Source organism: Desertihabitans brevis, assembly GCF_003327535.1.
GTDB classification, from domain to species: domain Bacteria; phylum Actinomycetota; class Actinomycetes; order Propionibacteriales; family Propionibacteriaceae; genus Desertihabitans; species Desertihabitans brevis.
In genome coordinates this window covers 15,931-38,316 of sequence record NZ_QOUI01000017.1, presented here as the reverse complement: position 1 = coordinate 38,316, position 22,386 = coordinate 15,931, and the positions used below count along the sequence as shown (strand labels likewise).

16 protein-coding genes and 1 pseudogene are annotated in these 22,386 nt (G+C 74.9%); 2 read left to right on the top strand and 15 right to left on the bottom strand.

Annotation, left to right across the window (positions count from 1 at the left end; genetic code table 11):
- Positions 1–138: 138 nt before the first annotated feature.
- Together DT076_RS18930 and DT076_RS18925 are read right to left on the bottom strand one after the other, a co-directional pair.
- Complete coding sequence (locus DT076_RS18930; protein ID WP_114128255.1) at positions 139–1,947, bottom strand: family 20 glycosylhydrolase; 1,809 nt, start codon at positions 1,945–1,947, stop codon at positions 139–141.
- A gap of 47 nt (positions 1,948–1,994) precedes the next feature.
- Positions 1,995–3,674 carry a beta-N-acetylhexosaminidase gene (locus DT076_RS18925; protein WP_158548211.1) on the bottom strand — a complete coding sequence of 560 codons (1,680 nt, stop codon included), beginning with the start codon at positions 3,672–3,674 and terminating at the stop codon, positions 1,995–1,997.
- Between the two features lie 125 nt (positions 3,675–3,799).
- On the opposite strand from DT076_RS18925, the gene DT076_RS18920 reads away from it, so the two are divergent.
- The gene (locus tag DT076_RS18920) at positions 3,800–4,954 is read left to right on the top strand and encodes an ROK family transcriptional regulator (protein ID WP_114128267.1); all 1,155 of its coding nucleotides are present in this window, start codon (positions 3,800–3,802) and stop codon (positions 4,952–4,954) included.
- A 35-nt stretch (positions 4,955–4,989) separates the two neighbouring features.
- On the opposite strand, the gene DT076_RS18915 is transcribed toward DT076_RS18920, so the two are convergent.
- The 11 genes and pseudogenes from DT076_RS18915 to DT076_RS18870 form a co-directional block, all read right to left on the bottom strand.
- On the bottom strand, positions 4,990–5,871 hold the full coding sequence (locus DT076_RS18915; RefSeq protein WP_158548210.1) for a M20 family metallopeptidase: 882 nt from the start codon (positions 5,869–5,871) through the stop codon (positions 4,990–4,992).
- Entirely contained in the window at positions 5,801–6,226 is a 426-nt protein-coding gene (locus DT076_RS20320; protein WP_114128266.1) for a zinc-binding metallopeptidase family protein, read from the bottom strand. The genes DT076_RS18915 and DT076_RS20320 overlap by 71 nt, the downstream gene beginning before the upstream one ends.
- Positions 6,223–7,602, bottom strand: a complete 1,380-nt coding sequence (locus DT076_RS18905) for an alpha-L-fucosidase (protein ID WP_114128252.1) — start codon at positions 7,600–7,602, stop codon at positions 6,223–6,225. The genes DT076_RS20320 and DT076_RS18905 overlap by 4 nt, the downstream gene beginning before the upstream one ends.
- A gap of 34 nt (positions 7,603–7,636) precedes the next feature.
- Positions 7,637–9,934, bottom strand: a complete 2,298-nt coding sequence (locus DT076_RS18900; protein ID WP_114128251.1) for a glycoside hydrolase family 3 protein — start codon at positions 9,932–9,934, stop codon at positions 7,637–7,639.
- Positions 9,931–12,417, bottom strand: coding sequence for a glycoside hydrolase family 2 protein (locus tag DT076_RS20485; protein WP_407642753.1), 2,487 nt, complete (start codon positions 12,415–12,417; stop codon positions 9,931–9,933). Before DT076_RS20485 ends, DT076_RS18900 begins: the two co-directional genes overlap by 4 nt.
- Positions 12,418–12,561: 144 nt before the next feature.
- A pseudogene (locus DT076_RS20480) lies at positions 12,562–13,845 on the bottom strand (glycoside hydrolase family 125 protein); the annotation flags it as partial.
- Positions 13,846–13,891: 46 nt separating this feature from the next.
- Positions 13,892–15,001 carry an ABC transporter ATP-binding protein gene (locus DT076_RS18890; RefSeq protein WP_199539302.1) on the bottom strand — a complete coding sequence of 370 codons (1,110 nt, stop codon included), beginning with the start codon at positions 14,999–15,001 and terminating at the stop codon, positions 13,892–13,894.
- On the bottom strand, positions 14,998–16,059 hold the full coding sequence (locus tag DT076_RS18885; RefSeq protein ID WP_114128249.1) for an ABC transporter ATP-binding protein: 1,062 nt from the start codon (positions 16,057–16,059) through the stop codon (positions 14,998–15,000). Before DT076_RS18885 ends, DT076_RS18890 begins: the two co-directional genes overlap by 4 nt.
- Positions 16,056–16,985, bottom strand: a complete 930-nt coding sequence (locus tag DT076_RS18880; RefSeq protein WP_114128248.1) for an ABC transporter permease — start codon at positions 16,983–16,985, stop codon at positions 16,056–16,058. Before DT076_RS18880 ends, DT076_RS18885 begins: the two co-directional genes overlap by 4 nt.
- Positions 16,985–18,037, bottom strand: coding sequence for an ABC transporter permease (locus DT076_RS18875; RefSeq protein WP_233494079.1), 1,053 nt, complete (start codon positions 18,035–18,037; stop codon positions 16,985–16,987). Before DT076_RS18875 ends, DT076_RS18880 begins: the two co-directional genes overlap by 1 nt.
- Positions 18,034–19,704 carry an ABC transporter substrate-binding protein gene (locus DT076_RS18870; protein WP_114128247.1) on the bottom strand — a complete coding sequence of 557 codons (1,671 nt, stop codon included), beginning with the start codon at positions 19,702–19,704 and terminating at the stop codon, positions 18,034–18,036. The genes DT076_RS18875 and DT076_RS18870 overlap by 4 nt, the downstream gene beginning before the upstream one ends.
- A gap of 252 nt (positions 19,705–19,956) precedes the next feature.
- Between DT076_RS18870 and DT076_RS18865 the strand changes: the two genes are divergently transcribed.
- Positions 19,957–20,361: a RidA family protein gene (locus DT076_RS18865; protein ID WP_114128246.1), complete on the top strand. Its 405-nt coding sequence runs from the start codon at positions 19,957–19,959 to the stop codon at positions 20,359–20,361.
- Positions 20,362–20,561: 200 nt separating this feature from the next.
- Here the strand turns inward: DT076_RS18865 and DT076_RS18860 are convergent, their stop codons facing one another.
- The gene (locus tag DT076_RS18860) at positions 20,562–20,945 is read right to left on the bottom strand and encodes an MmcQ/YjbR family DNA-binding protein (protein ID WP_114128245.1); all 384 of its coding nucleotides are present in this window, start codon (positions 20,943–20,945) and stop codon (positions 20,562–20,564) included.
- Between the two features lie 51 nt (positions 20,946–20,996).
- Entirely contained in the window at positions 20,997–22,010 is a 1,014-nt protein-coding gene (locus DT076_RS18855; protein WP_114128244.1) for an NADP-dependent oxidoreductase, read from the bottom strand.
- Between the last annotated feature and the right edge of the window lie 376 nt (positions 22,011–22,386).

The window sequence follows — 22,386 nt, the reverse complement described above, 5'->3', positions numbered from 1 at the left end:
GCCTGCGCCTTCACCCCAGCAGCAACAACCACAACAGCCTCCACCGATCGGGTGTTGCGCTGGCTCCTGAACCTGCCGGCGCGCTTTTACCTCGAACCGGCGGGTGGGGGCGGGGAGGCGGCGGACGGAGGGGGGCGGTCAGGCGGCGGCGCGGACGGTGAGCAGGCGGCGCAGGCGGTCGAGGCGGGCGCAGCTGTCGTCCAGACCACCCGGACGCGAGCGGAGCAGCCAGGTGCGCCGGTGCTCGGCGAGCAGGTCCTCCAGGCGACGCAGCAGCACGGCGGCACGGGGTGCCGGCAGCTCCGCCAGCCCGTCGGGGCCGAGCCGCAGCACCTCGGCACCGAAGCGGGCGAAGCGGATGGCCTGGCGCAGCTCGGCCAGCACCACGTCGCCGTCGGCGCAGGCCGGGTCGGCGCCGTCCAGCTCCTCCAGCGCGTCGGCGAGCAGCCGGTCGGCCGCCTCGACCCCGTCGGCCGACGGCCAGGTGCCCTCCACCAGCGCGCCGGCGCGCAGCAGCACGGTGAACAGCTGGCTGGTGTTGAGCACCGGCGCACCCAGCGCGGTGGCGGCCCGGCCGACCGCCACCAGCACCCGGCCGGTGGTGCCGGTCGGGTCGAGCAGCAGGTGCTGGTCGAGCACGGCGGCCAGGTCGAGGTCGCGGTTGGCCTCCAGTCCCCAGCTCAGCGCGCCGCCGAGCAGCAGCGGGCCGAAGGTGACCGAGGGCGGGTCGAAGTGGCCGTGGTCACCCCAGACGGTGGTGAGGTAGCCGCCGGCGCCGGACTCGACCGCCACCTCGGCGGCATCCACCAGGTTGTCGACGGCGTTGTCCAGCCGGCCGACGAAGGACTGCCAGGTGCTGGTGCCCGGGGCCACCCAGAACGGCTCCCCGGCCCGGCTCAGCACCGCGGCGCGAGCCCGGAATCCGTCGGTGAGGGCGTCGACGTCGAGGCCGACCTCCTCCCACTGCGCGCGCAGCGCCGGCGAGGCGGCCGCGACCACCTCGCGGGTCAGCTGCGGTCCGTCGTACTGCCACACCACCGGGACGGCACCGGCCGGGGTGGTGCCCATCAGCTCGGGGTGCTCGCCGAACACGTCGGCCCAGAACTCCACCGTGTAGCCGCGCGTCGTCCAGTGTTCGACCACCCGGCGGACGTAGTCGAAGTACACGGGTCCGCTGCCGCGCCGGGCCACCTCCTCGGCGCTGACGCCCTGCCCCAGCTCCCACGGCTCGTCGGCGCCGATGTTGACCCGCCGGGAGCGGAAGTGCGGCAGCGCCCCGGCCAGCACGTCGTTGATGAAGTCGGCGTTCTCGGCGGTCGGGGCCACCGTGCTGGGTCCGCGGTGCTCGCCGTGGATCTCGAACCCGTCCACGCACTCGGCCCGGGAGGCGTAGGCGGGGTGCTCCAGCCAGCGCTCCATGTGGCCCAGGGTGTTCTGGTTGGGCACCAGCTCGATCAGCCGGGCGGCGCACTCGTCGTCCAGCCAGGCGATGTCGGCGGCGGTGAGCGGGGAGGCGTCCTGCCAGACCACCTCGTGGCCGGGGTGGGCGAAGGTGTGCTCGGTGTAGAGCTCCAGGGTGTTCACCCGGGCCAGCTCGAGGACGTCGAGCAGCCGCAGCAGGGTGCGCCGGGTGGGCACCCGGTCGCGGCTGATGTCGAGCATCACCCCGCGGACGGCGATGTCGGGGGCGTCCTCCACGACGAGGGCGGTGGTGGCGAGGTCGCGGGAGCGGCGCAGCTGGGCCAGCGCCTGACCGGCGTACCGCAGCCCGCGGGCGTCGGCGTGCTCGAGCAGCACCCGGCCGTCGCCGGTGGTCAGCCGGAAGCCCTCGGCGGGCAGCGCGGGGTCGGTGCGGGTCTCCAGCCGCGGATCGGGTCCGGGCCCGTCGCCGGCGAGCACGCGGGCCTGCCGGGAACGGGGGAAGAGCTGGTCGAGGGGTGTGGTCACGGTCGGTCCTTCCGGGGAGGTGGCCCGTCGGGGGCCGGGGTGCTGAGTCACTGCTGCTGGGCGGGGGAGTCGTCGGAGGAGAGCGAGAGCCGGGGCGGTGCCTCGGCCTCGACGCCCCACCAGGTGTCGGACTGGCCCTGGGTGGGGCCGTCGAGCCCGCGGAAGGCGATCTGGCGGGCCTCCAGCCGGGCGAGGTGGGTGGTCAGGCGGGGCAGGAAGGTGTCGAAGTCGTCCACGGCACCGTTCCAGACCCGCTCGGCGAAGGCGCAGGTGCGCGGGAAGATCATGTACTCCGCCTTCTCGCGGCTGCTGATGAACTCCGTCCACAGGCACACCTGCGCCCCCAGCACGCGGGCCCGCTGCTCGGCCGGCAGGTCGGACAGCCACTCGTACTCGTAGACCTCGCGCAGGTCGGTGAGGTAGTGGGCGAAGATCCGCGGGCCGAGCGGCTCGCGGGCGTCGCGGGACTGCTTGTAGTCCAGGTAGAGGTGCTCCTGGTTGGCCACCACGATGTCGTGGCCCAGGGCGAGCGCCGCGCGGGCCTCGTCCTCCGAGCGCCAGGCCATCACGGTGGCGTCGGCGGGGAGCCGGCCGTTGAGGATCTCGTCCCAGCCGAGCAGCCGGCGTCCGCGGCTGGCCAGGTGCACGCCCAGCTGGCGGGTGAACCAGTGCTGCAGCTCGTCCTCGTCGGCCAGCCCCCGCTCGGCGATCAGCTGCTGCACCCGCGGGCTCTCCACCCACTCGGTGCGCGGGCACTCGTCGCCGCCGATGTGGATGTAGGGGGAGGGGAACAGCTCGACGACCTCGTCGAGGATCGTCTTCATCGCCGCGACCGTGGCCTCGGACAGGTCGAGGACGTTGTGGGTGCGGGCCCAGCGGGTCAGCACCTCGAGCTGGGCGCCGGTGGTGCCCCACTCGGGGTAGGAGGCGATGGCGGCCAGCATGTGCCCGGGCATGTCGATCTCGGGCACGACGGTGATCCCGCGGTCGGCGGCGTAGGCGACGATGTCGGCGATGTCGGCCTTGGTGTAGAAGCCGCCGTGCGGACGTCCGTCGAAGGTGTCGGAGAAGCGGTAGCCGACCAGTGTCTCCCGCCGCCAGGCGCCCACCTCGGTGAGCCGGGGGAAGGCGTCGACCTGCAGCCGCCAGCCCTGGTCGTCGGTGAGGTGCAGGTGCAGCACGTTGAGCTTGTGCAGGGCCAGCGCGTCGATGAGGTCGTAGGTCCAGCGCACGCCGTGCCAGTGCCGGGCGACGTCGAGCATCAGCCCGCGCCAGCCGTGCCGCGGGGCGTCGAGGACGCTGACCGGCCCGGCCACCGCCGGGCCGCGGCCGGCGCGCCGGAAGGCGGCGGGGTCGAGCAGCTGGCGCAGGGTCTGCAGCGCGTGCGCCGCGCCGACGGCGGTGCTGGCGGTGGCGAGCACCCGACCGCCGGAGACCTCCAGCGCGTAGCCCTCGGCGAGCACCGCCTCCGGGCCGCAGGCCGCCGTCAGCCCCGGCACCTCGGCCACCTGCTCGACCCGCAGCAGCGGGTCCGCCGGGGCGGTCGGGCTGCTCTCGTGCAGGCGCAGCACCCCACCGGTGCCCGCCTCGATCTCGCGCAGCACCGCGTTCACGGCCGGCCACCAGGCCCGCGGCGCGACCACGTCGCCGCCGGCGGCGAGGTCGGCCCCCGGCCCGGGTGGTGGTGCGCCGACGTGGCGGGGGGCGGGGACGACGTCCAGGGTCACAGCAGGGCTCCTCGTGGTCGGGTGGCAGAGGTCGGGCAGGTGGAGGCACCCGGGCGGGTGCGGCCGCCGGGCGGGTCGGGGCGCAGGGCGTCGTCCGGGGTGGGGAGGTGGGACACTATGGCGCCATGAGCGAGCCACCTGCGTCCCGCACACCGGCGTCCGGACCGCTGCTGGTGCGGCGCGGCGCCCGGGTGGTGCCCCGGCGCGCGCGGGTGCAGCACCGGGGGACGGTGCTCGGCTGGCTGTTCCACCACGGACCGATGACGCGGGCGGACCTGGCGCGTGCGACCGGGCTGGCGAGCGTGTCGGTCTCCGACATCGTGGCCGGGCTGGTGGAGGAGGGGATCGTCTCCGAGCTGGGTCGGCGCAGCACCGGCGGGGTCGGCAAGCCCGGCACCCTGGTCGGGCTGCTCAGCAGCGAGCACCACGTGGTCGCGGTCGACCTGCGCTCGCTGTCGCGGGTGCGGCTGGCGGTGCTCGACCTGGACGGCGTCGTGGTGCAGGAGGTGTGGTCGGACTTCGCCGGGCTGCGCTCCTCGGCCGCGGTCACCGCGCTGGAGCAGATGTGCCGGCAGGCGATCGAGGCCTCGCCGCGCCGTGTCCTCGGGATCGGGGTCGCCGTGCCCGGCATCGTCGACCCCGGCGGCCGGGTGCTGGAGGCGCTGCAGCTGTCCTGGACCGACGTGCCCCTGGCCGAGACCCTCGGCCGGGCACTGGGCACGCCGGTGCAGGTGGTCAACGACGCCGACGCCCTCGCGCTCGCCGAGTACACCTACGGGTCGGCCTCGGCGGCAGGGTTCCTGCTGCTGTCGGTCGGGGTCGGCATCGGCGCCGGGCTGGTCCTCGAGGGCCGGCTGGTGCGCGGTCACCGCAGCGCCTCGGGCGAGATCAGCCACCTGCAGGTCGACCCCGACGGCGAGGTGTGCCACTGCGGACGACGCGGCTGCCTGAGCACCGTGCTCTCCCAGCCGCACCTGGAGGCGGCCGTCGCCGGCCAGGACGCCCAGGGGCGCCGGGAGCGGCTGCGCCGGGCGGGGCAGCTGCTCGCCGGGGTGCTCGCCCCCACCGTGGCCGCGGTCGACCTCGAGCAGGTGCTGCTGGCCGGCCCGCCGGAGCTGCTGGCCGGTGACCTGGTCGAGGCGGTCGCCGAGGCGGTGGCCGAGCGCTGCCCGCCGGTCGGCGGGCGCGCGGTCGAGGTCCGGCTGGCCGAGCTCGGGACGTCCGGGGCCCTGCAGGGGGCGACGGCCCGCGTGATCGAGGCCGTGCTCGGGTTCAGCTGACCCGGCTCCCGCGCCGGACGCCGGCCCGCGGCAGCTCACGTCGGCCCGACCGGGCCGGCCGACGGGGCGGGCCCGGAGCAGAAGGCGGTGGCGAGCTCGGTGTAGAGGTCGGCGGCGGCGCGCACCGCCTGCACCGAGACCTCCTCGTCGGCGCGGTGCGCCCGGCGCAGCAGCCCCGGCCCGAGGGCCGGCAGCACCGACCAGCCGCGGGCGGCGGCGAACCAGGTGGCGTCGGTGGTGCCGGGGAAGACCGAGGCCGGCGGACGGGTGCCGAGCACCCGCTCCAGCGCGTCGGCGGCTGCGGTGGCCAGCGGTGAGGAGCGGGGGACGCGGGTGGCGGGCAGCCAGTCGTGCGGGGCCGCGTCGTACTCGACAGCGAGGTCGGCGTCCGCGCCGGCCCCCTGCCGGGCGGCGGCGGTGAGCGCGTCCAGCACCTGCTCGCGGTCGGCGCCGGGCAGCGTGCGCACCTCGGTCCAGGCCCGCACCAGACCGGGCAGCACGCCGTAGCCGAGCCCGCCCTCCAGCCGCAGCGCCGGGTTGGTGGTCGTCTGCCAGCCGACCAGGCCGTCCTCGTCGGCGGGGGTCGCGACGTCGGCGTCGCGCTGGGCGAGGAGCGCGGCGGCCAGCTCGAGCCCGGCGTTGCGCAGCCCGGCCTCGCCGGAGAGGCTGGAGTGGCCCTGGTCGGCGCGGACGGTGAGCAGGGTGCGGGCCAGGCCGCGGCTCACCAGGTGCAGCCGGTCGAAGTCGGTCTCGATCCCGCCGGGCTCGGCGATCACCACCCCGTCCGGCTCGAGGTCGAGCAGCGGCGCGATGTGGTGGGCGCCCAGGGTGGAGGAGTTCTCCTCGTCAGCGGTCAGCACCAGCGACAGCCGTCCGGTCCGGGCGGTGGCGGCGACCCGGCCGGCGGCGACGAGCACCGCGGCCAACCCGCCCTTTCATGTCGGCCGCGCCCAGCCCCACCAGCCGGTCGCCGTCGACCTCGGCGGCCCACGGGTCGACGCTCCAGCGGCCGTCGCCGACCGGTTTGGTGTCGAGGTGGCCCGAGAGCACCAGGTGCGACCCGCCGGGCCCGAGGTCGAGGGTCAGCACCAGGTTGGGCCGCTCCGGCCGGGCCGCCAGCACCGTCGGGGCGGGCAGCCCCAGGGTGGTGAGCACCTCACCGACCACCCCGGCCACCGCCCGCTCGTCCCCGGGCAGGTTCGGGCTGGGGGTGTGGACCAGCAGCCGGGTCAGCTCGACGACGTCGACCGGGTCGGCACCGGCGGTGCTCATCCCTGCTCCCGAAGGAAGATCTCCACCACCGGCACCAGGACGTCGGGGCGCAGCACCGGCAGCTCGAAGGTGACCGCGCCGGCGGGCAGGCCGCCCATCCCGCTGCCGTAGGCGCGCACCGTCGGGTCGGCCTCGGTCCAGCGGATCTCCGAGCCGTCGTGCAGCAGCTGGGCGTAGGCGACCCGCCCGCCCAGGCCGCCGAGGTGGACGTGGCGCATCGGCCAGGCGAACAGGTGCAGGTAGAGCCGGTCACCGCGCTGGGTGAGCCGGACGTCGGAGGGGCCGAGGACGTCCACGGGCAGCGTCACCGGTCCCGCACCGCGGACCGAGCGCTCGTGCAGCTCCATCCACTCCCCGATCCCGGCCAGGGTGTCCCGCACCACCGGCGGCAGCGCGCCGCGCCCGTCGGGGGCCACGTTGAGCAGCAGGTTGCCGCCGTTGGACACCCCGTCCACCAGCATCCGCACCAGCAGCTCCGGGCTCTTGTGGTGCAGCTCGTCGCGGTCGTAGCCCCAGCTGCCGTTGAGGGTCTGGCAGGCCTCCCAGGGCACCGGGCGGCCGGCCACCGTCATCGGGCCGAGCGGCTGGTACTGCTCGGGGCTGACCAGGTCGCCGGGGACGTCCAGGCGGTCGTTGACGATGATGTCGGGCTGCAGCTCCCGGCACATCGCCAGCAGCTCCTCGCTACCCCACTCCGCCGCGCCCTTGCCGTTGAACACGTCGCGCTTGTGGTCGTCGTCGCTGTAGGAGAAGTCGAAGAAGAGGTAGGAGACGGGCGCGTAGCGGGTGAGCAGCTCACGCACATGGCCGTGCAGGTACTCCCGGTAGCGGGTGAGGTCGCGGCCGGCGTTGAGGGTCTCCACGTCGCCGTTGCGCAGCGGGTGCAGGCCGTCGACGGTGAAGTCGGGGTGGTGCCAGTCCAGCAGGGAGTAGTAGAAGCCGATCCGCAGCCCCTCGGCGCGGCAGGCCTCGACGAAGGGACCGAGCAGGTCGCGGCCGTGCGGGGTGGAGGCGACCGACCAGTCGGTGAGGTCGCTGTCCCACAGGCAGAAGCCGTCGTGGTGCTTGGCGGTGATGACGACGTAGCGCATCCCGGCCTCGCGGGCGCGCCGGGCCCAGTCGCGCGGGTCGTAGCGGTCGGCCTCGAAGTGGTCGAGGTAGCGCTGGTAGGTGGCGGCGTCCATCTCCTCCCGCGTCATCACCCACTCGTGGCGGGCGGCCAGGGCGTAGACGCCCCAGTGGATGAACATGCCGAAGCGGGCCTCGGTGAACCAGTCGGGGACGCTGGCCTCGGCGTTGGCGCCGCTGGGCAGGGCGATGTCCGAGGCGGGGCAGGGGGCGGGGGAGGGGTCAGGGGCGGGGGAGAGGTCGGTCATGGTGCTCCTCGCAGGAGTGGTCGGGCAGGTCGGGTCAGCGGGCGGGACGGGCCAGGGTGACGACATCGGCCGGGTCGTCGGGGCGGCGCGAGCCACCGCCGGGCGGGCACCACCACAGCGCGGTCTCGCCCGGCCCGTCGGGCAGCACCCGCCGGGCCGGCACCCGCAGCTCGACCGCGGTCTCGGCACCCGCCGGCACCCGGACCCGGGTGAAGGCCACCAGCTCGGCCCGTCGCGGCCAGCGCGGGCCGCCGCGGCGGGTGGCGAAGAGCTGCAGCACGTCCTCCACCTCGAGCGGGTGCGGGTTGTGCACGGTGCCGCGGACGCGGACGCCTGCGCCGTCCTCGTCCAGCTCGGCGCTCAGGCCCCGACGGGTGAGCGGGAACGGCACGCAGGCGGTGCCGAGCCCGGCGAGCACCGGGTCGGGGACGTCGGTGTAGACGCCCTCGGCGGGCAGCCGGTCGTCGTCGTGGACCGGCAGCACCGCCCCGGCGCGGGGGAAGGTGGCGGGCAGCCGTCCGGTCGGCGGCTGGTCGCCCAGCAGGGTGGCGGCCACGGTCCGTCCGCCCTCGGGGCCGGGGTAGAAGGCGACCAGCGTGCTGCCGGCGGCCGCGACCACCCGGTCGAGGGCGTGCGGACGTCCGCAGACGACCACCGCGACCACCCGGGCGGCGGTGCCGGCCAGGGTCTCCAGCAGCTCCTCCTGGCGTCCGGGGAGCGCGAGGTCGGCCCGGTCCACGCCCTCGCCGGCGGTGGGCAGCAGCTCCGGCGCCAGCCCCCCGGCGGTCCGCTGCAGGGCGCCGTTGTCGGCGAACCCGGTGCCGGTGCTGCGGTGGCTGGTGCCGCCGACCACCGCGACCACGGTGTCCTGCGGGCCCAGCCCGGCCAGCACGGCCGGGTCGAGCAGGTCGTCGGCGTCCGGGCGGGGCGGCAGGTGCTCGACCCGGTCGCCCAGCCGTTCGCGCAGGCCGGCCAGCACCGAGCCGTCGGTGCCCTCGGGCAGCGGGGGCACGTAGTCGCCGAGCAGGGAGGTGGTGAGGTCGGCGTGCGCGCCGGTGACGACCAGCCGGCCGCCGGCGGCGAGGTCGTCGGGCAGGCCGCGCAGCGGGCGTGCGGGGTCGTCGTCGAGCAGCACCAGCGCCCGGTCGGCGGCGCGGCGGGAGAGCCGGACGGTGGCGCGGTCGTCCCGGGTCGGCCGGAGGTGCCCGGCGCCGTCCAGCAGCCCGAGCCGGGCCTTGAGCCGGAGCACCCGCCGGCAGGCGGTCTCGACGGCGGCGAGCAGGGTGGGGTCCTGCTCGACGGCCTCCTCCAGCCGGGCGTAGGAGCGGTCCCAGAGGCTGAGGTCGACGCCGCTGGCCAGGGACAGCGCGGCGGCGGCGGGTTCGGAGCCGGTCATCGTCACCAGCCGGTCCACGGCGTGGCCGTCGGCCATCACCACCCCGTCGAACCCCCAGCGGTCGCGGAGCAGGGTGGTGAGCAGCTCGGGGTTGGCGCAGCAGGGGACGCCGTCGATGTCGTTGTAGGCCGCCATCATCCCCAGCGCCCCGGCCGCCACCCCGGCCTCGACCGGGGGCAGGTGGATCTCGGCCAGGTCGTACGGGCCGATCACCGCGGGGTGGCCGTTGCGTCCGCCGGTGCCCTCGCCCTGGCCGGCCAGGTGCTTGAGCACCACCGCCAGCCCGGTGCCGTCGGCGACCCGCTCCCGGTCCGGCCCCTGCATGCCGCGGACCACTGCGGCGGTGAGCTCGGCGGCCAGCAGCGGGCTCTCCCCGAAGCACTCCTCCGAGCGCCCCCAGCGGGGGTCGCGCAGCAGGTCGAGCGCAGAGACCAGGGCGATGTGGACGCCGGCCGAGCGCAGCTCGCGCGCCACCGCGGCCGCGCACTCCTCGACCAGCCCCGGGTCCCAGCCGGCGGCCAGGGCGAGGTTGGTCGGCAGCAGCGTCCCGCCGAGGGCCTGGTGGCCGTGCGGGGCCTCCTCCACCAGCAGCGGGCCGGTGCCGGTGGGGGAGGCGGCGCGGACGGCGTCGACCACCTGCCCGGCCACCTCGGCGGCGTGCTCGGGCAGGATCCCGTCGTCCCAGGTGCGCCCGGACCAGGCGTCGGCGCGGAACAGCCCGTACAGCGCGCCGAGCCCGTCCCAGCGCGCCACCTCCTCGGCGAAGGTGTCGGTCAGCTCGTAGCGCGGGGCGCGGGCCGGGCCGGTGCGGCGCACGCAGTGCCAGCCGAAGAGCCGCTGGTTCAGCTGGCCGATCCGCTGCCGGGTGTCGAGGCGGTCCAGCACCGCCTCGACCGCCGCGTCGATGCCGGCGGCGGTCGTCGTGGGATCGTTCACGCCCGGGCCACCTCGTTGGCGCAGCGCAGCACGTCGGGGTCGAGCAGCCGGGACAGCCGGTCCGGCTCGGCGCCGGTCAGCCCCTCGACGGCGAAGACGTGCTCCTCACCGGGCAGCAGCGTGACCAGGGCGGTGTCAGCACGGGCGGCGGGGTCGACCAGCTCGGTCAGCAGCGCGAGGTCGAGGCAGGTCTCCTCGGCCCGCACCCGCACCCGGACCAGCCCGTCGGCCTCGGCCGGCAGCAGCTCGGCAGTGCGTCGGCCGGGGGCCAGCTCGAGCCGTCCCCGGTCGGCGAACCGCCACACGCTGCGCGACGCCGCCCCGCCGGGCAGCCCCGCCACCTCGGCCACCAACAGCTCCCGGCGCTGGTGCCAGGGCGCGCTGACGGCGACCGGCAGCAGGTGCGTGCTGGTCGAGCGCGGCGCCACCTCGGCGGGGACGGTGGTGCGGGCCCGCTCGGTGCCGTCGAGGTCGCAGCGGCGCACCACCGCCTCGGCCGTCCACGGCTCGTCGGTGTCGTTGACCAGCACCAGCGACAGCCCGTCCTCGCGGGGCTGCACGGTGACCAGCCGGTCGGCGTGGGCCGCGCGGGCGGCGTACCAGCCCAGCTTGGGGACGCCGTGGCCGTCCACCACCGCCCAGGAGGTCACCGGCCAGCAGTCGTTGAGCTGCCAGACCACGCTGCCGGCGCACCGCGGCCACCACGAGCGCAGGTGCTCGATCGCGGTCCGCAGCGCCTCGGCCTGGTTGAGCGAGGTGGCCAGGTGGAAGTCGGCGAACGCCTCCGGTGCGAGCAGCCGGTCGAGGTCGGCGACGTGCCCGGCCAGCCGGTCGACCAGCCGCTGCCCGCCGCCGGTCTGCTTCTGGTGGGCCAGGAACTCCGGGGAGTCCCAGCGCAGCGCGTCCGCACCCAGCGCGGCGCGCAGGGTGGGCAGCGTCGCCGGGGCCTGCCAGCCGTACTCGGCGGCGAAGCGGGGGACGGCGTCGCGGTAGTGGCGGTGATCCAGGCGGTTCCAGGTGTCCCACTGGTGGGTGGTGCCCTCGCCGGGGAAGTTCGGCGTCACCTCGTCGGAGGAGTGCGGGCTGTTGACCAGGTACGGCGTGCCCGGGTCGAGCTCGGCGACCACGGCCGGGAACAGCTCGCGGGCGTACGCCTCGCCCCAGGGGCGCCCGTCCAGCTTCTGCGGCCAGCCCCAGTCGCTGTGGCCGAGCAGGTTCTCGTTGCCGCCGTTCCACAGCACCACGCTCGGGTGGGCCGAGAGCCGGCGGACGGCCTCGCGGGCCTCGGCCTCGACCTCCGAGCGCAGCGGCTCCTCCTCGGGGTAGCCGGCGCAGGCGAGCAGGAAGTCCTGCCAGACCAGCAGCCCGCGCTCGTCGGCGCAGCGGTAGAAGGTCTCGTCCTCGAACAGGCCGCCGCCCCAGACCCGGACCAGGTTGGCCCCGGCGGCCTGCGCCTGCTCCAGCCGGGCGACGTGGTCCGCGGCGGTGGTGCGGGTGGGGAACGGGTCGTCGGGGATCCAGTTGAACCCCTTGGCGAACACGGGCCGCCCGTTGACCACCAGCGTGCAGGCCCGGCCGTGGCGGTCGCGGGCGGTGTCGAGGACGATCGAGCGGAAGCCGGTGCGGCGGTGCCGGGTGTCGACCACACGGCCGTCGACGACGAGGTCGACGTCCACGTCGTGCAGGGTGGCGGGGCCGTAGCCGGTGGGGAACCACAACTCGACGTCGGCCACCGCCAGGTCGGCGCGCACCGTCTGCGACCCCGACCCGGTGGGCACGGGGACGCGCTGCACGGCGCCGCCCGGTCCGCGGACCACCAGCTCGGCGGCGGCGTCCGTGGCGACGACGACGTCGGCGACCACGTGCACGGTGGCGTCGGCGGTGGTCGGCTTCTCCCCGGCGGCGGGCGCGGGCACCTCGGTGCGCACCTGCAGCCCGGTCAGCGCCGCGGTCGGCACCACCTCCAGGCTGACCGGACGCCACAGCCCGGCCCCGACCAGCGTCGGCCCCCAGTCCCAGCCGAAGGAGGAGGCGTGCTTGCGGATCTGGTTGTAGGGGTGGGGGTAGTCGTTGGGCCAGGCGCCGCGGGTGCGCTGCAGCTCCTCGGCGTGCACCAGGGCGGAGTCGAAGCGGACGGTGAGCTCGTTCGCGCCGGGCCGCAGCACCCCGGTGACGTCGACCCGCCAGGAGCGGTGCATGTTCTCACTCGCGTGCACGCGGGTGCCGTTGAGGTGCACGGTGGCGACGGTGTCCAGACCCTCGAAGACCAGGGACGCCGGCTCGTCCAGCTCGTGCGCGCCCACCTCGACGGTGGCCCGGTACTCCCAGTCCAGCCGTCCGACCCACTGCACCCGCGCCTCGTTCAGCCCGACCAGCGGGTCGACCAGCTCGCCGGCCGCCATCAGGTCGAGGTGCACCGCTCCGGGGACGGTGGCCGGCAGCTCACCGGGCAGCGCGTCGGGACGCACGACGTCGGCCGGCATCGCGGCCAGCCCGGCCTCGCCGTCGACCGGCCGGACGGTCCAGTCCGCGGTGGCCCCGAGGTCGCGCCGGCGCACCGGGCGGGTGGTCGCGGCGGGCGCCGGGGCGGCGGTGGCGGACGGGGCGTCGAGGTCGGTGACCCGGCGTCCCAGCACGGCCAGCGCCAGCTCGCAGAAGGCGGAGTCGGCCCAGGAGAACCACTCCCGGGTCCAGCGGGTGGGGTCGTCGACGTCGAAACCCTCGTGCAGGTAGCCGGTGCCGCCGTCGGTGACCGCCAGCAGCCGCAGCAGCTCCAGCGGTCGGTCCGGGTCGGTGCTGGTGAGCCCCTCCACGGCCAGCGCGATCGGCCAGACGTAGCGGTCGGGGGTGTGCGGGCTGCCGATCCCGGCGGCGGCCGAGCCGGCGTGGTACCAGGGGTTGTCGGGGCTGAGCACCAGCGCCCGGGTGGCGAGGTAGCGCTCGTCGTCGGCGGCGCAGACGCCCAGCAGCGGCAGCGAGAGCAGGCTGGGCAGATTGGCGTCGTCGGCCAGCAGGGTGCCGCCCAGGCCGTCGACCTCGTAGGCCCACACCCGGCCGTGCCGCTCGTGCTGGACCACGCCGTGGCGCTCCACCCCGTCCCGCAGCTCCGCGGCGAGCGCGGTGGCCTCCGCGGCCAGCGCGTCGTCGCCGTAGACGGCCGCGGCGATCTCGGCCACCCGGTCCAGGCTGCGGGCGGCGAAGAGGTTGGCCGGCACGTTGTAGCCGAACGCGCAGGCGTCGTCGCTGGGCCGGAACCCCGACCAGGTCATCCCGGTCACCGCGACCGGTCCGCCGAGGCCGTGACGGGCCAGGGTCTCGCTCGCCAGCCGGCTGGGCCGGCGGAACCGGTAGGTCGACAGCGCCTCGTGCCGCTGCTCGCGCCGCCACAGCTGCACCACCCGGCGCAGCCCGAGCAGGACGCCGTCGTCGAAGACCGCGGTCGACCCGGTGGCCCGCCACCAGCGGTGGGCCAGCAGCACCGGGAAGGCCAGCGAGTCCACCTCGTACTTGCGCTCCCACAGCCGGGGGTCGGGGTGGTTGTCGGCGGTGTCCCAGGCCGCACCGGTGGGCCCGTCGTTGAACGCGTTGGCGTAGGGGTCGTGGCGGATCGCGGCGAACTGCCGGCGCAGCACCTCCGCGAGCACCCCGGCCAGCTCCGGCGCCTCGTCCAGCAGCAGCAGGTAGGGCTGCCACTGGGCGGTGGAGTCGCGCAGCCACATCGCCGGGATGTCGCCGGTGACGACGAAGGCCGTGCCGTCCTCGTGGCGGGTGAGGGTGCGCTCCACCGTCTCGCGCAGGGCGCGGGCGAAGACGGTGGCGACGGCCTCGCCGGCCACCTCGGCGAGCTGGCGGGCGAGGTCGTCGACCACCGCGCTGGGCAGCAGGTCGCGGTGGGGGGACGGGCTGGTCATCCGGGCCTCCGGTGTCTCGGGTCGTCGAGGGAGCGGCCTGACGGGGTCAGGCGACGGACCCGCGCTGGTACTGCTCGTCGTCGGTCAGTGCCCAGCAGCGGGCCCGGTGACCATCGTGGACCTCAACCGAGGGCGGGGAGGCCTCGGCACAGCGGGGACGCGCCAACGGGCACCGCGGGTGGAAGCGGCAGCCCGACGGCGGGGAGATGAGGTCCGGCGGCTCGGCGGCCACCGCGTCGGCCCGCGGACGCTCCCCGTCCCCGGCCGGACCGGCCGCCAGCGACTCCGGCGAGGGGTCGGGGGAGGACTCGACCAGCAGCCGGGTGTAGGGGTGCGCCGGGGTCTGGGTGACGTCCTCGCTGGAGCCGGTCTCGACCACCTCACCGGCGTAGAGGACGGTGATCTCGTCGGCGAAGTAGCGCGCGGTGGCGATGTCGTGGGTGATGTAGAGCATCGCCAGCCCCTCCTCGTCACGCAGGGTGGCGAGCAGGTTGAGCACCTCCAGCCGCAGCGACACGTCGAGCATGCTGATCAGCTCGTCGCCGAGGATCACCTCGGGCCGGACGGCCAGGGCGCGGGCGATCGCCACCCGCTGGCGCTGCCCGCCGGAGAGCTCGTGCGGGCGGGCGTCCAGGAAGCGGCGGGCCGGCACCAGCGCCACCCGCTCCAGCAGCTGCAGCATCTCGGTCTCCAGCTGCTCGGCCGGCATCGGCGGCCGGTGCAGCAGCAGCGGCCGGCTGAGCAGGTAGCGCACCGGGTGCAGCGGGTTGAGCGAGCTGAACGGGTCCTGCAGCACCAGCTGCACGGTGGCGGCGAACTCGCGGCGCTGCCGGCGCCGGCGCGCGGCCTCCACCGGGGCACCGTGCAGCTCCACGGTGCCGGCGGTCGGCTGCTGCACCAGGGCCAGGGTGCGGGCCAGCGTCGACTTGCCGCTGCCGCTCTCGCCGACCACCGCGTGGGTGCGGCCCCGGTGCAGGGCCAGGCTGACCCCGTCCAGGGCGTGCACCGCGCCGCCCTTGGTGGGGAAGTGCACGGTGACGTCGCGGGCGGCGAGCACCGGGCGGTCGTCGGCCCGACGGGCCGGGACGGGGCGGCCGGCAGAGCCCTCGGCGGTGGGGCGCTCGTCGGTGGGGCGCTCGTCGGTGGGGCTGGTCACGGTCGTCCTCCGGGGGAGCTGGGAGCGGGGGTGCCGACGGGGTGCAGGCAGGCGTGGGCCCGGCTGCCCTCGACGAACAGCGGCGGGACGGTGCTGCGGCAGTCCTCCTGGGCGCCGGCGCAGCGGTCGGCGAAGCTGCAGGCGATGCCGGCGGTGCGCAGGTCCGGCGGCGAGCCGGGGATGCCGCGCAGCGGGACCAGCGGCCCCCGCAGCGGCGGGAAGCTGTCGCGCAGACCGGCGGTGTAGTGGTGCCGCGGGTCGCCCTGCAGCTCGGCCGGGGTGCCGGTCTCGACGATCCGGCCGCCGTACATGATCGCCAGCCGGTCGGCGATCTCGAGCAGCAGCGAGAAGTCGTGGGTGATGAAGACGATCGCGAAGCCGAACTCGGCCTGCAGCCGCTGCACCTGGGCCAGGATCTGGCGCTGCATCACGACGTCGACGGCGGTGGTGGGCTCGTCCATCACCACCAGGTCGGGCTCGCAGGCCAGGGCGAGCGCGATGGTGGCGCGCTGGCGCATCCCGCCCGACAGCTCGTGGGGGTAGGAGCGGGCCCGGGAGGCCGGGATGCCGACCAGCTCGAGCAGGTGTGAGGCGTGGGCCCGGGCGTCGGCGCGCGACATCCGCCGGTGCGCGGCCAGGGTGTCGATGAACTGGCTCTCCAGCCGGTGCACCGGGTTGAGCGCGTTCATGGCGCTCTGGAAGACCACCGACAGCCGTTCCCAGCGCAGCGCGCGCAGCTCGCGCCGGGACGCGGTGAGCAGGTCGACCGGAGGGCCGTCCTGCCCGGGCCGCGGGTGCAGCAGCGCGGTGCCGGCGGTGGTGCGGGCCGGCGGGCGCTGCAGCCGCAGCAGCGCGGTGATGAGGGTGGTCTTGCCGCTGCCGCTCTCCCCGGCGATGCCGAGCACCTCACCGCGGCGGATCTGCAGGTCGACGTCGCGGACGGCCAGCAGCGGGTCACCCGGCTGGCCGTAGTCGACCCGCAGCCCGCGGACGTCCAGCAGCACGGGGGCCTCGGTGGTGGCGGTGCCCGCGGCGGCCGGGGCGGTGGTGGGGCTCATGCCCGTCCTCCCTTCACGCGCGGCGCACGGGGCACCCGGAGCCGCGGGTTGGTGATCTCGTCGACGCCGAAGTTGACCAGTCCGGCGGCCGCGCCGAGCAGGGTGATCGCCGCACCCGGGGGCACGAACCACCACCAGGCGCCGGAGAACAGGGCCTGGCGCTCCTGGGCCTGGCGCAGCATGCTGCCCCAGCTGACGGTGTTGACGTCGCCGATGCCGAGGAACTCCAGACCGGAGACGGCCAGGATCGAGGTGACCACCGCCAGCATCAGCGTGGAGGAGATCACCGGCAGCAGGTTGGGCAGGATCTCCGCACCCATCACCCGGGCGTCCCGTTCACCCATCAGCTTGGCGTTGGTGACGAAGTCGCGGTTGCGCAGCGACACGGTCTGGATCCGTTTGGAGCGTGCGCCCCAGGCCCAGCCGGTGACGCCGATGACGATCGCCACCGCGATCGACCCGCCGCGGCCCTGCAGGTAGCCGGCCAGCACGATGACCAGCGGCAGGCCCGGCAGCACCAGGAACACGTTGGTCACCGCCCCCAGCACCTGGTCGAGGACGCCGCCGTAGTAGCCGCCGACCAGCCCGACCAGGACGGCCAGCACGGTGGAGGTGGAGGCGGCGATCAGCCCGACCAGCAGCGAGGAGCGGGTGCCCCAGATCAGCTGGGCGAAGACGTCCACGCCGTCCTGGTTGGTGCCCAGCCAGTGCTCGGCCGAGGGCGGGGCCAGCACCTGGCCGGTGAAGGCGGTGGGGGACTGCCCCAGCAGGTGGGTGACCAGGGTCGGGCCGAAGATCGCCACGAAGGCGTAGACGGCCAGGATCAGCAGGCCGGCGCGGGCCTTGCGGTTGCGGGTCAGCCGGAGCCGGAAGCGGCGCGGCTGGGCGGTGGTCGCCGGCGCGGTCGCCGGGGTGGTCGCGGTCATCAGGCCTCCCTGGTGCGCGGGTCGAGCAGCACGTAGATCGAGTCGGCCACGAAGTTGGCCGCGAGCACCGACAGCGAGATGGTGAGGAACAGCGCCTGCATCAGCGGGTAGTCGAGGCTGACCACCGCCTGGTAGAAGAGGTAGCCGACGCCGGGGTAGGCGAAGACGGCCTCGGCCAGCAGCGAGCCGCCGACCACCGAGCCCAGCGAGATCGCCAGCCCGGCGACCTGGGGCAGCATCGCGTTGCGGGCGGCGTAGCTCATCATCACCCGCCACCGTGAGAGCCCCTTGGCCTCGGCCAGCTGCACGTAGTCCTCGGCGATGGTGGTGATCATCATGTTCCGCATCCCGAGGAACCAGCCGCCGATCGAGGAGACGATGATCGTCAGCGCAGGGAGCACCGCGTGGTGGATCGCGCTGGCGATGAACTCCAGCGAGAAGCCCGGGTCGAGCGACAGGTCGGCCCCGTTCTGCGACGGGAACCACGGCACCGTCACCGAGAACGCCAGCAGGGCCAGGGTGCCCACCCAGAAGTAGGGCATCGAGCCGAGCAGGGTGGCCAGCGGCGCCATCACCGAGTCCGCCAGCCGTCCCGGCCGGGAGCCGGACAGGATCCCGAGCCCGGTGCCGAGCAGGAAGGCGATCACCGTGGTGACGCCCACCAGGGTCAGCGTCCAGGGCAGCCCGGTGGAGATCACCTCCCACACCGGCTGGGGGTAGTAGGTGGTCGACAGCCCGAGGTTGCCCTGCGACAGCTCGCCGAGGTAGTCGACGTACTGCTGGGCGATGTTGCCCTCCGGCTGGCCGAAGAGCGCGCGGATCGCCTGCTCGGTCTCGGGGGTGATCGGCTGGCGCTGGGCCAGCTGGGTGATGATCACCGAGGCCGGATCGCCGGGCATCACCCGCGGGATGAGGAAGTTCAGCGTGATCGCGGCCCAGGCCGTGCCGAGGTAGAACAGGCAGCGCCGGGCGATCACCCGCAGCGCGCCGCCCCGCGCCCCGGACCGCCGGCCGGCGGTCGAGACGGGGGCGACGCCGGTGGTGGCGCTCACGAGCCGGCGGGCTCGAGCTTGGCCAGCATGTCCTCCACCGAGCTGCCGGCGAACCACGGGGCGCAGACGCCGTAGGGGTCGTCCTCGCTGGGGAAGCCGGTCCAGTTGGCGGTGGTGTAGGCGCAGCCTGCGGTGATGTTGGACAGCGTCACGAACGGCACCTCCTCGGTGACGATCCGCTGCAGCTCGTAGCCGGCCTCGCGCTGCTCCTCGACCGCCGAGGCCGCGGCGAAGCGGTCCAGCGCGGCGTCGGTCTCCTCGTCGCGCCAGCGCCCGTAGTTGGCGTAGCTGCTGGGGCTGCCGTCCTCGCCGCCGGCCAGCGAGCTGTTGAGCATCGAGTTGTAGAACACGTACGGGGTGTTGCCGTAGGCGAACCCGTAGCCCACCAGGTCGTAGCCGCCGTTGGCGCGCTCGGAGCTGTAGGTGCTGCTGGCCGCGGTCTCCACGTCGACGGTGATCCCGATCTCGGCGAGCTGCTGGGAGATGATCCGGGCCCGCTGCACGGAGTCGGCGAAGTCGCCGACCTCGCCGTAGCTGAGGGTGAGCGGCGCTCCGTCGGGGCCGATCGCCCGGCCGTCGGCGTCGAAGGTGTAGCCGGCCTGCTCCAGCTCGGCGCGCGCGCCCTCGAGGTCGCGCTCGACCGGCTCGGTGTACTGCGGGTCGAGCCAGTCCGACAGGGTGGTGGCGTCCAGCCCGGTCTGGCTGATCGGCTGGGCACCGACCTGGGTGACCAGCTCGATCTGCTGCGGCTTGTCCATCGCCAGCATCACCGCGCGCCGGACGCGGACGTCCTGCAGCGCGGGCACGTCGTGGTTGAACACGAGGTACAGCCCGCCGTAGGTCGGGTAGAAGTAGCCGTGCTGGTCGGAGGTGCTGACGTAGCCGTCGATGAGGTTGGGGATGGCCGCGCCGGAGACGTCGACCTGGCCGCGCTCGAGCTGGGAGACCAGGGTCGAGGAGTTGATGATCGGCATGTTGATCGTCTCGACCTGGATGTCGGAGGTGCGCCAGTAGTCCTCGCGCAGGGAGAGGGTGACCTGCTGGGGGCTGAAGCGGCCGAGCTCGTAGGGCCCGCTGACCACCGGCTGGTCGTTGGTGAAGGTCTGCGCGTCCACGCCCTCCCACTGCGCCTTCGGCACGATGTAGGTGGCGAAGATGCCGGCGAGCAGGGTGGAGCCGGGCTCGGCGAAGGTGAACTCGACGGTCTTGTCGTCGACGGCGGTGACCGTCTCGAACTGGGCGCCGCGCTGGTTCAGCGCCGGGTTGTCCTTGGCCAGCTGGAGGGTGAAGCGGACGTCCTCGGCGGTGACCGGCGTGCCGTCGGACCAGGTGGCCTCCGGCTCGACGTGCACCGTCAGGGTGCGCCCGTCCTCGGACAGCTCGTAACCGCTGGCCAGCCACGGGGTGAACTCGCCGCCGTTGATGATGTCGGTGTTCATCAGCGTCTGGAACATGTAGTTGCGCGTGCCCTGGGTGGCCGAGCTGAGGAACGGGTTGAAGTTGCTCTGGATCACCGAGCCGCTGAAGGCCATGTCGACCGTCAGCGGCGGGGTGGCCCCGCTGCTGCCACCGTCGGAGGAGCTGGAGGGGCTGCTGCAGCCCACGAGCAGCAGGCCACCGACGGTGGTGAGGGCGGCGGCGGCGAGGAGCCTGGAGCGATGGGTCACGGCGAGTTACCTCCGGATGCACAGAGCGACATTGGTCAGACCGATGCGGGACCGTGACGCAGGGGCCACGGCCTTCTCTGCGGTGGATGGGACATCCGCTCGGCCGTCGAGGAATAAGTTCGCATACTGTCCGAATAAAAGAAAACCCGCCGGCAGCAGAGGTCATCAAGTCGTTACGTTGGACCCTGTAGCCCCGTGCTCCGGCTCCAGCTGCGTCCACCCGGGCGTGGCCCGTCACACCGAGGAGATCAGATGACCGACCGCACCGCCATCCGCACCGACGACGCCCCGGCTCCCGCCTTCACGTTCTCCCAGGGGGTGCGCAAGGGCGGACTGCTGCAGGTCTCCGGGCAGGGACCGCAGGACCCGGCGACCGGGGAGTACCTGTTCCCCGGTGACGTCGCCGCCCAGACCACCCGGACGCTGCAGAACGTGCGCGCGGTGCTGCTGGCCGGCGGGGCCGACCTCGACGACGTCCTCTCGCTGCGGGTCTACCTCACCGAGCGCGCGCACTTCGCGGCGATGAACGAGGCCTACGGGGCGTTCCTGGCCGAGCACTGCCGCAGCGGCGTGCTGCCGTGCCGCACCACCGTCTTCGTCGGTCTGCCGCGGGAGGAGATGCTGGTCGAGATCGACGCCCTGGCCGCGCTGGGCTGACCTGTCCGGGTCAGTGCGGGGAGGCCTGCTCAGCCCCGGCGCCGGTGAGCGAGCGCACCTGCAGCTCGGTGTAGCGTTCGATGGCCTCTCCGCATCGTCGTCGATCCGGACCCGGCGGTGGGTCTGCGGCCACGCTCCCGGACCGGGCCGGCGCAGCACCGTGCGGCGGGCGCCGCGGTCCCATCGCCGGCCCAGCCGGTCTACACCCGGGGCTCGGGCAGACCGAGCTGCTCCACCAGCCGACGGGGTGCCTGCACGCAGAAGGAGTCGGTGAGCAGCTCGGCCAGCTCCGCGAAGTCGGTGTGCTCGTCGACCACCAGCCCGACGACGTCGCCGCCCCAGCCGGAGCGGAAGTAGGGCGGGCCCATGTGCTCCAGGGCCGCCACCTCGTCCGGGCGGGCGCGGAAGGTGACGCGGAACAGCTGGTCCTCCCCGCCGAACACGTGCGCGACCGTGGCCTGCCCGACGCACCAGCGGACGCCGGTCCAGGCGTCCTCCTGCTCGCACCCGGGGAACCGCTCGAGGATGGCGGCGATGCGCCGCACCATCCACACCGGCACCTCGGGCCGCTCGACCTTCGCCATGGCAGCAGCCTGCCACCGGGCACCGACAGCGGGCAGCCCCTCGGGCGGGGGTCAGCCGACCCGGACGACCATCTTCCCGGTGTTCGCGCCGCGGAGCAGGACGAGGAAGGCGTCGACCAGGTGCTCGACCCCGTCCACCACGGTCTCCTCCGCCCGCACCCGGCCCTCGCGCAGCCAGGGCCCCATCTCCTCGAGGAAGTCCGGCTGCCGGTCCAGGTGGTCGCTGACGATGAAGCCCCGCAGGGTGAGGCTGTGGGTCACCACGCGTCCCAGGTTGCGCGGTCCGAGCGGTGGTTCGGTCGCGTTGTAGGCGCTGATCGCCCCGCAGCAGGCCACCCGTCCGTAGCGGTTCAGGGCGCCGATCGCGGCCTCCAGCTGCTCGCCGCCGACGTTGTCGAAGTAGACGTCGACGCCGTCGGGGGCCACCTCGGCCAGCCGGTCGGCGGCCGGACCGTCGTGGTGGTCGAAACCGGCGTCGAACCCGTACCGCTCGGTCAGCGTGCGCACCTTCTCCGGGCTGCCAGCCGAGCCCACCACCCGCCCCGCGCCCTTGACCCGGGCGATCTGGCCGACCACGCTGCCGACCGCACCGGCGGCCGCGGAGACGAAGACCGTCTCACCGGGCTGCATCCGGGCGATGTCCAGGAGGCCGACGTAGGCGGTGAGCCCGGTGCCGCCGAGCACCCCGAGGTAGGCCGAGGTCGGCACGTCGGGCACCTCGGGCACGGCGCGGAACTCCTCGCCACGCCCCTGGGCGGCGTCGCGCCAGCCCTGCTGGTGCAGCACCAGGGTGCCTTCGGACAGCTCCGGGTGCCGGGAGGCGACCACCCGGCCGACGGCAGCGCCGGTGAGCGGCTCACCGAGGGCGTAGGGCGGGGTGTAGGACTCGCGGTCGTCCATCTTCCCGCGCATGTACGGGTCCACCGAGACGAACTCGTTGGCCACCCGCACCTCGCCCTCGCCGAGCTCCGGGAGGTCACGCGTCACCGGTTCGAAGTCGTCGTGCTCCGGCCAGCCCTCGGGGCGCCGGGCCAGCAGCACCTGCCTGCTCTGCTCGTGGCTCACCCGCGCCAGTCTGGCACCGGGCACCCCCGCGCCCGCCGCCCGGGGAGTCTGCGCTGCGAGGCGTCGTCCGGCACCGCCGGGGCCCGGCCCGGTCACGGGGAGTGCGGACCTGGGGAGCGCCCGTCCGGAGCGGACCTCGGCGCTGGCCGGGGGTGGGCCTGAGGATCGCCCGTTCGCGGCGGCGTTCGGCACTGGGCGACGGGATGGGTCTGACGGCCGCCCGTTCGGGGCGGTGCTCCGGCCCGGGTGGGTGCCGGACCGGGCCCGCCGTCCAGAGAGGTGAGCGGGCCGGTGCCGCGGGCGCGTCGGCCAGCAGCTCGCGCACGAGGCGGACGGCGTCCGGCAGCGGCCCGCAGTGCACCCAGGTGACGCGCCG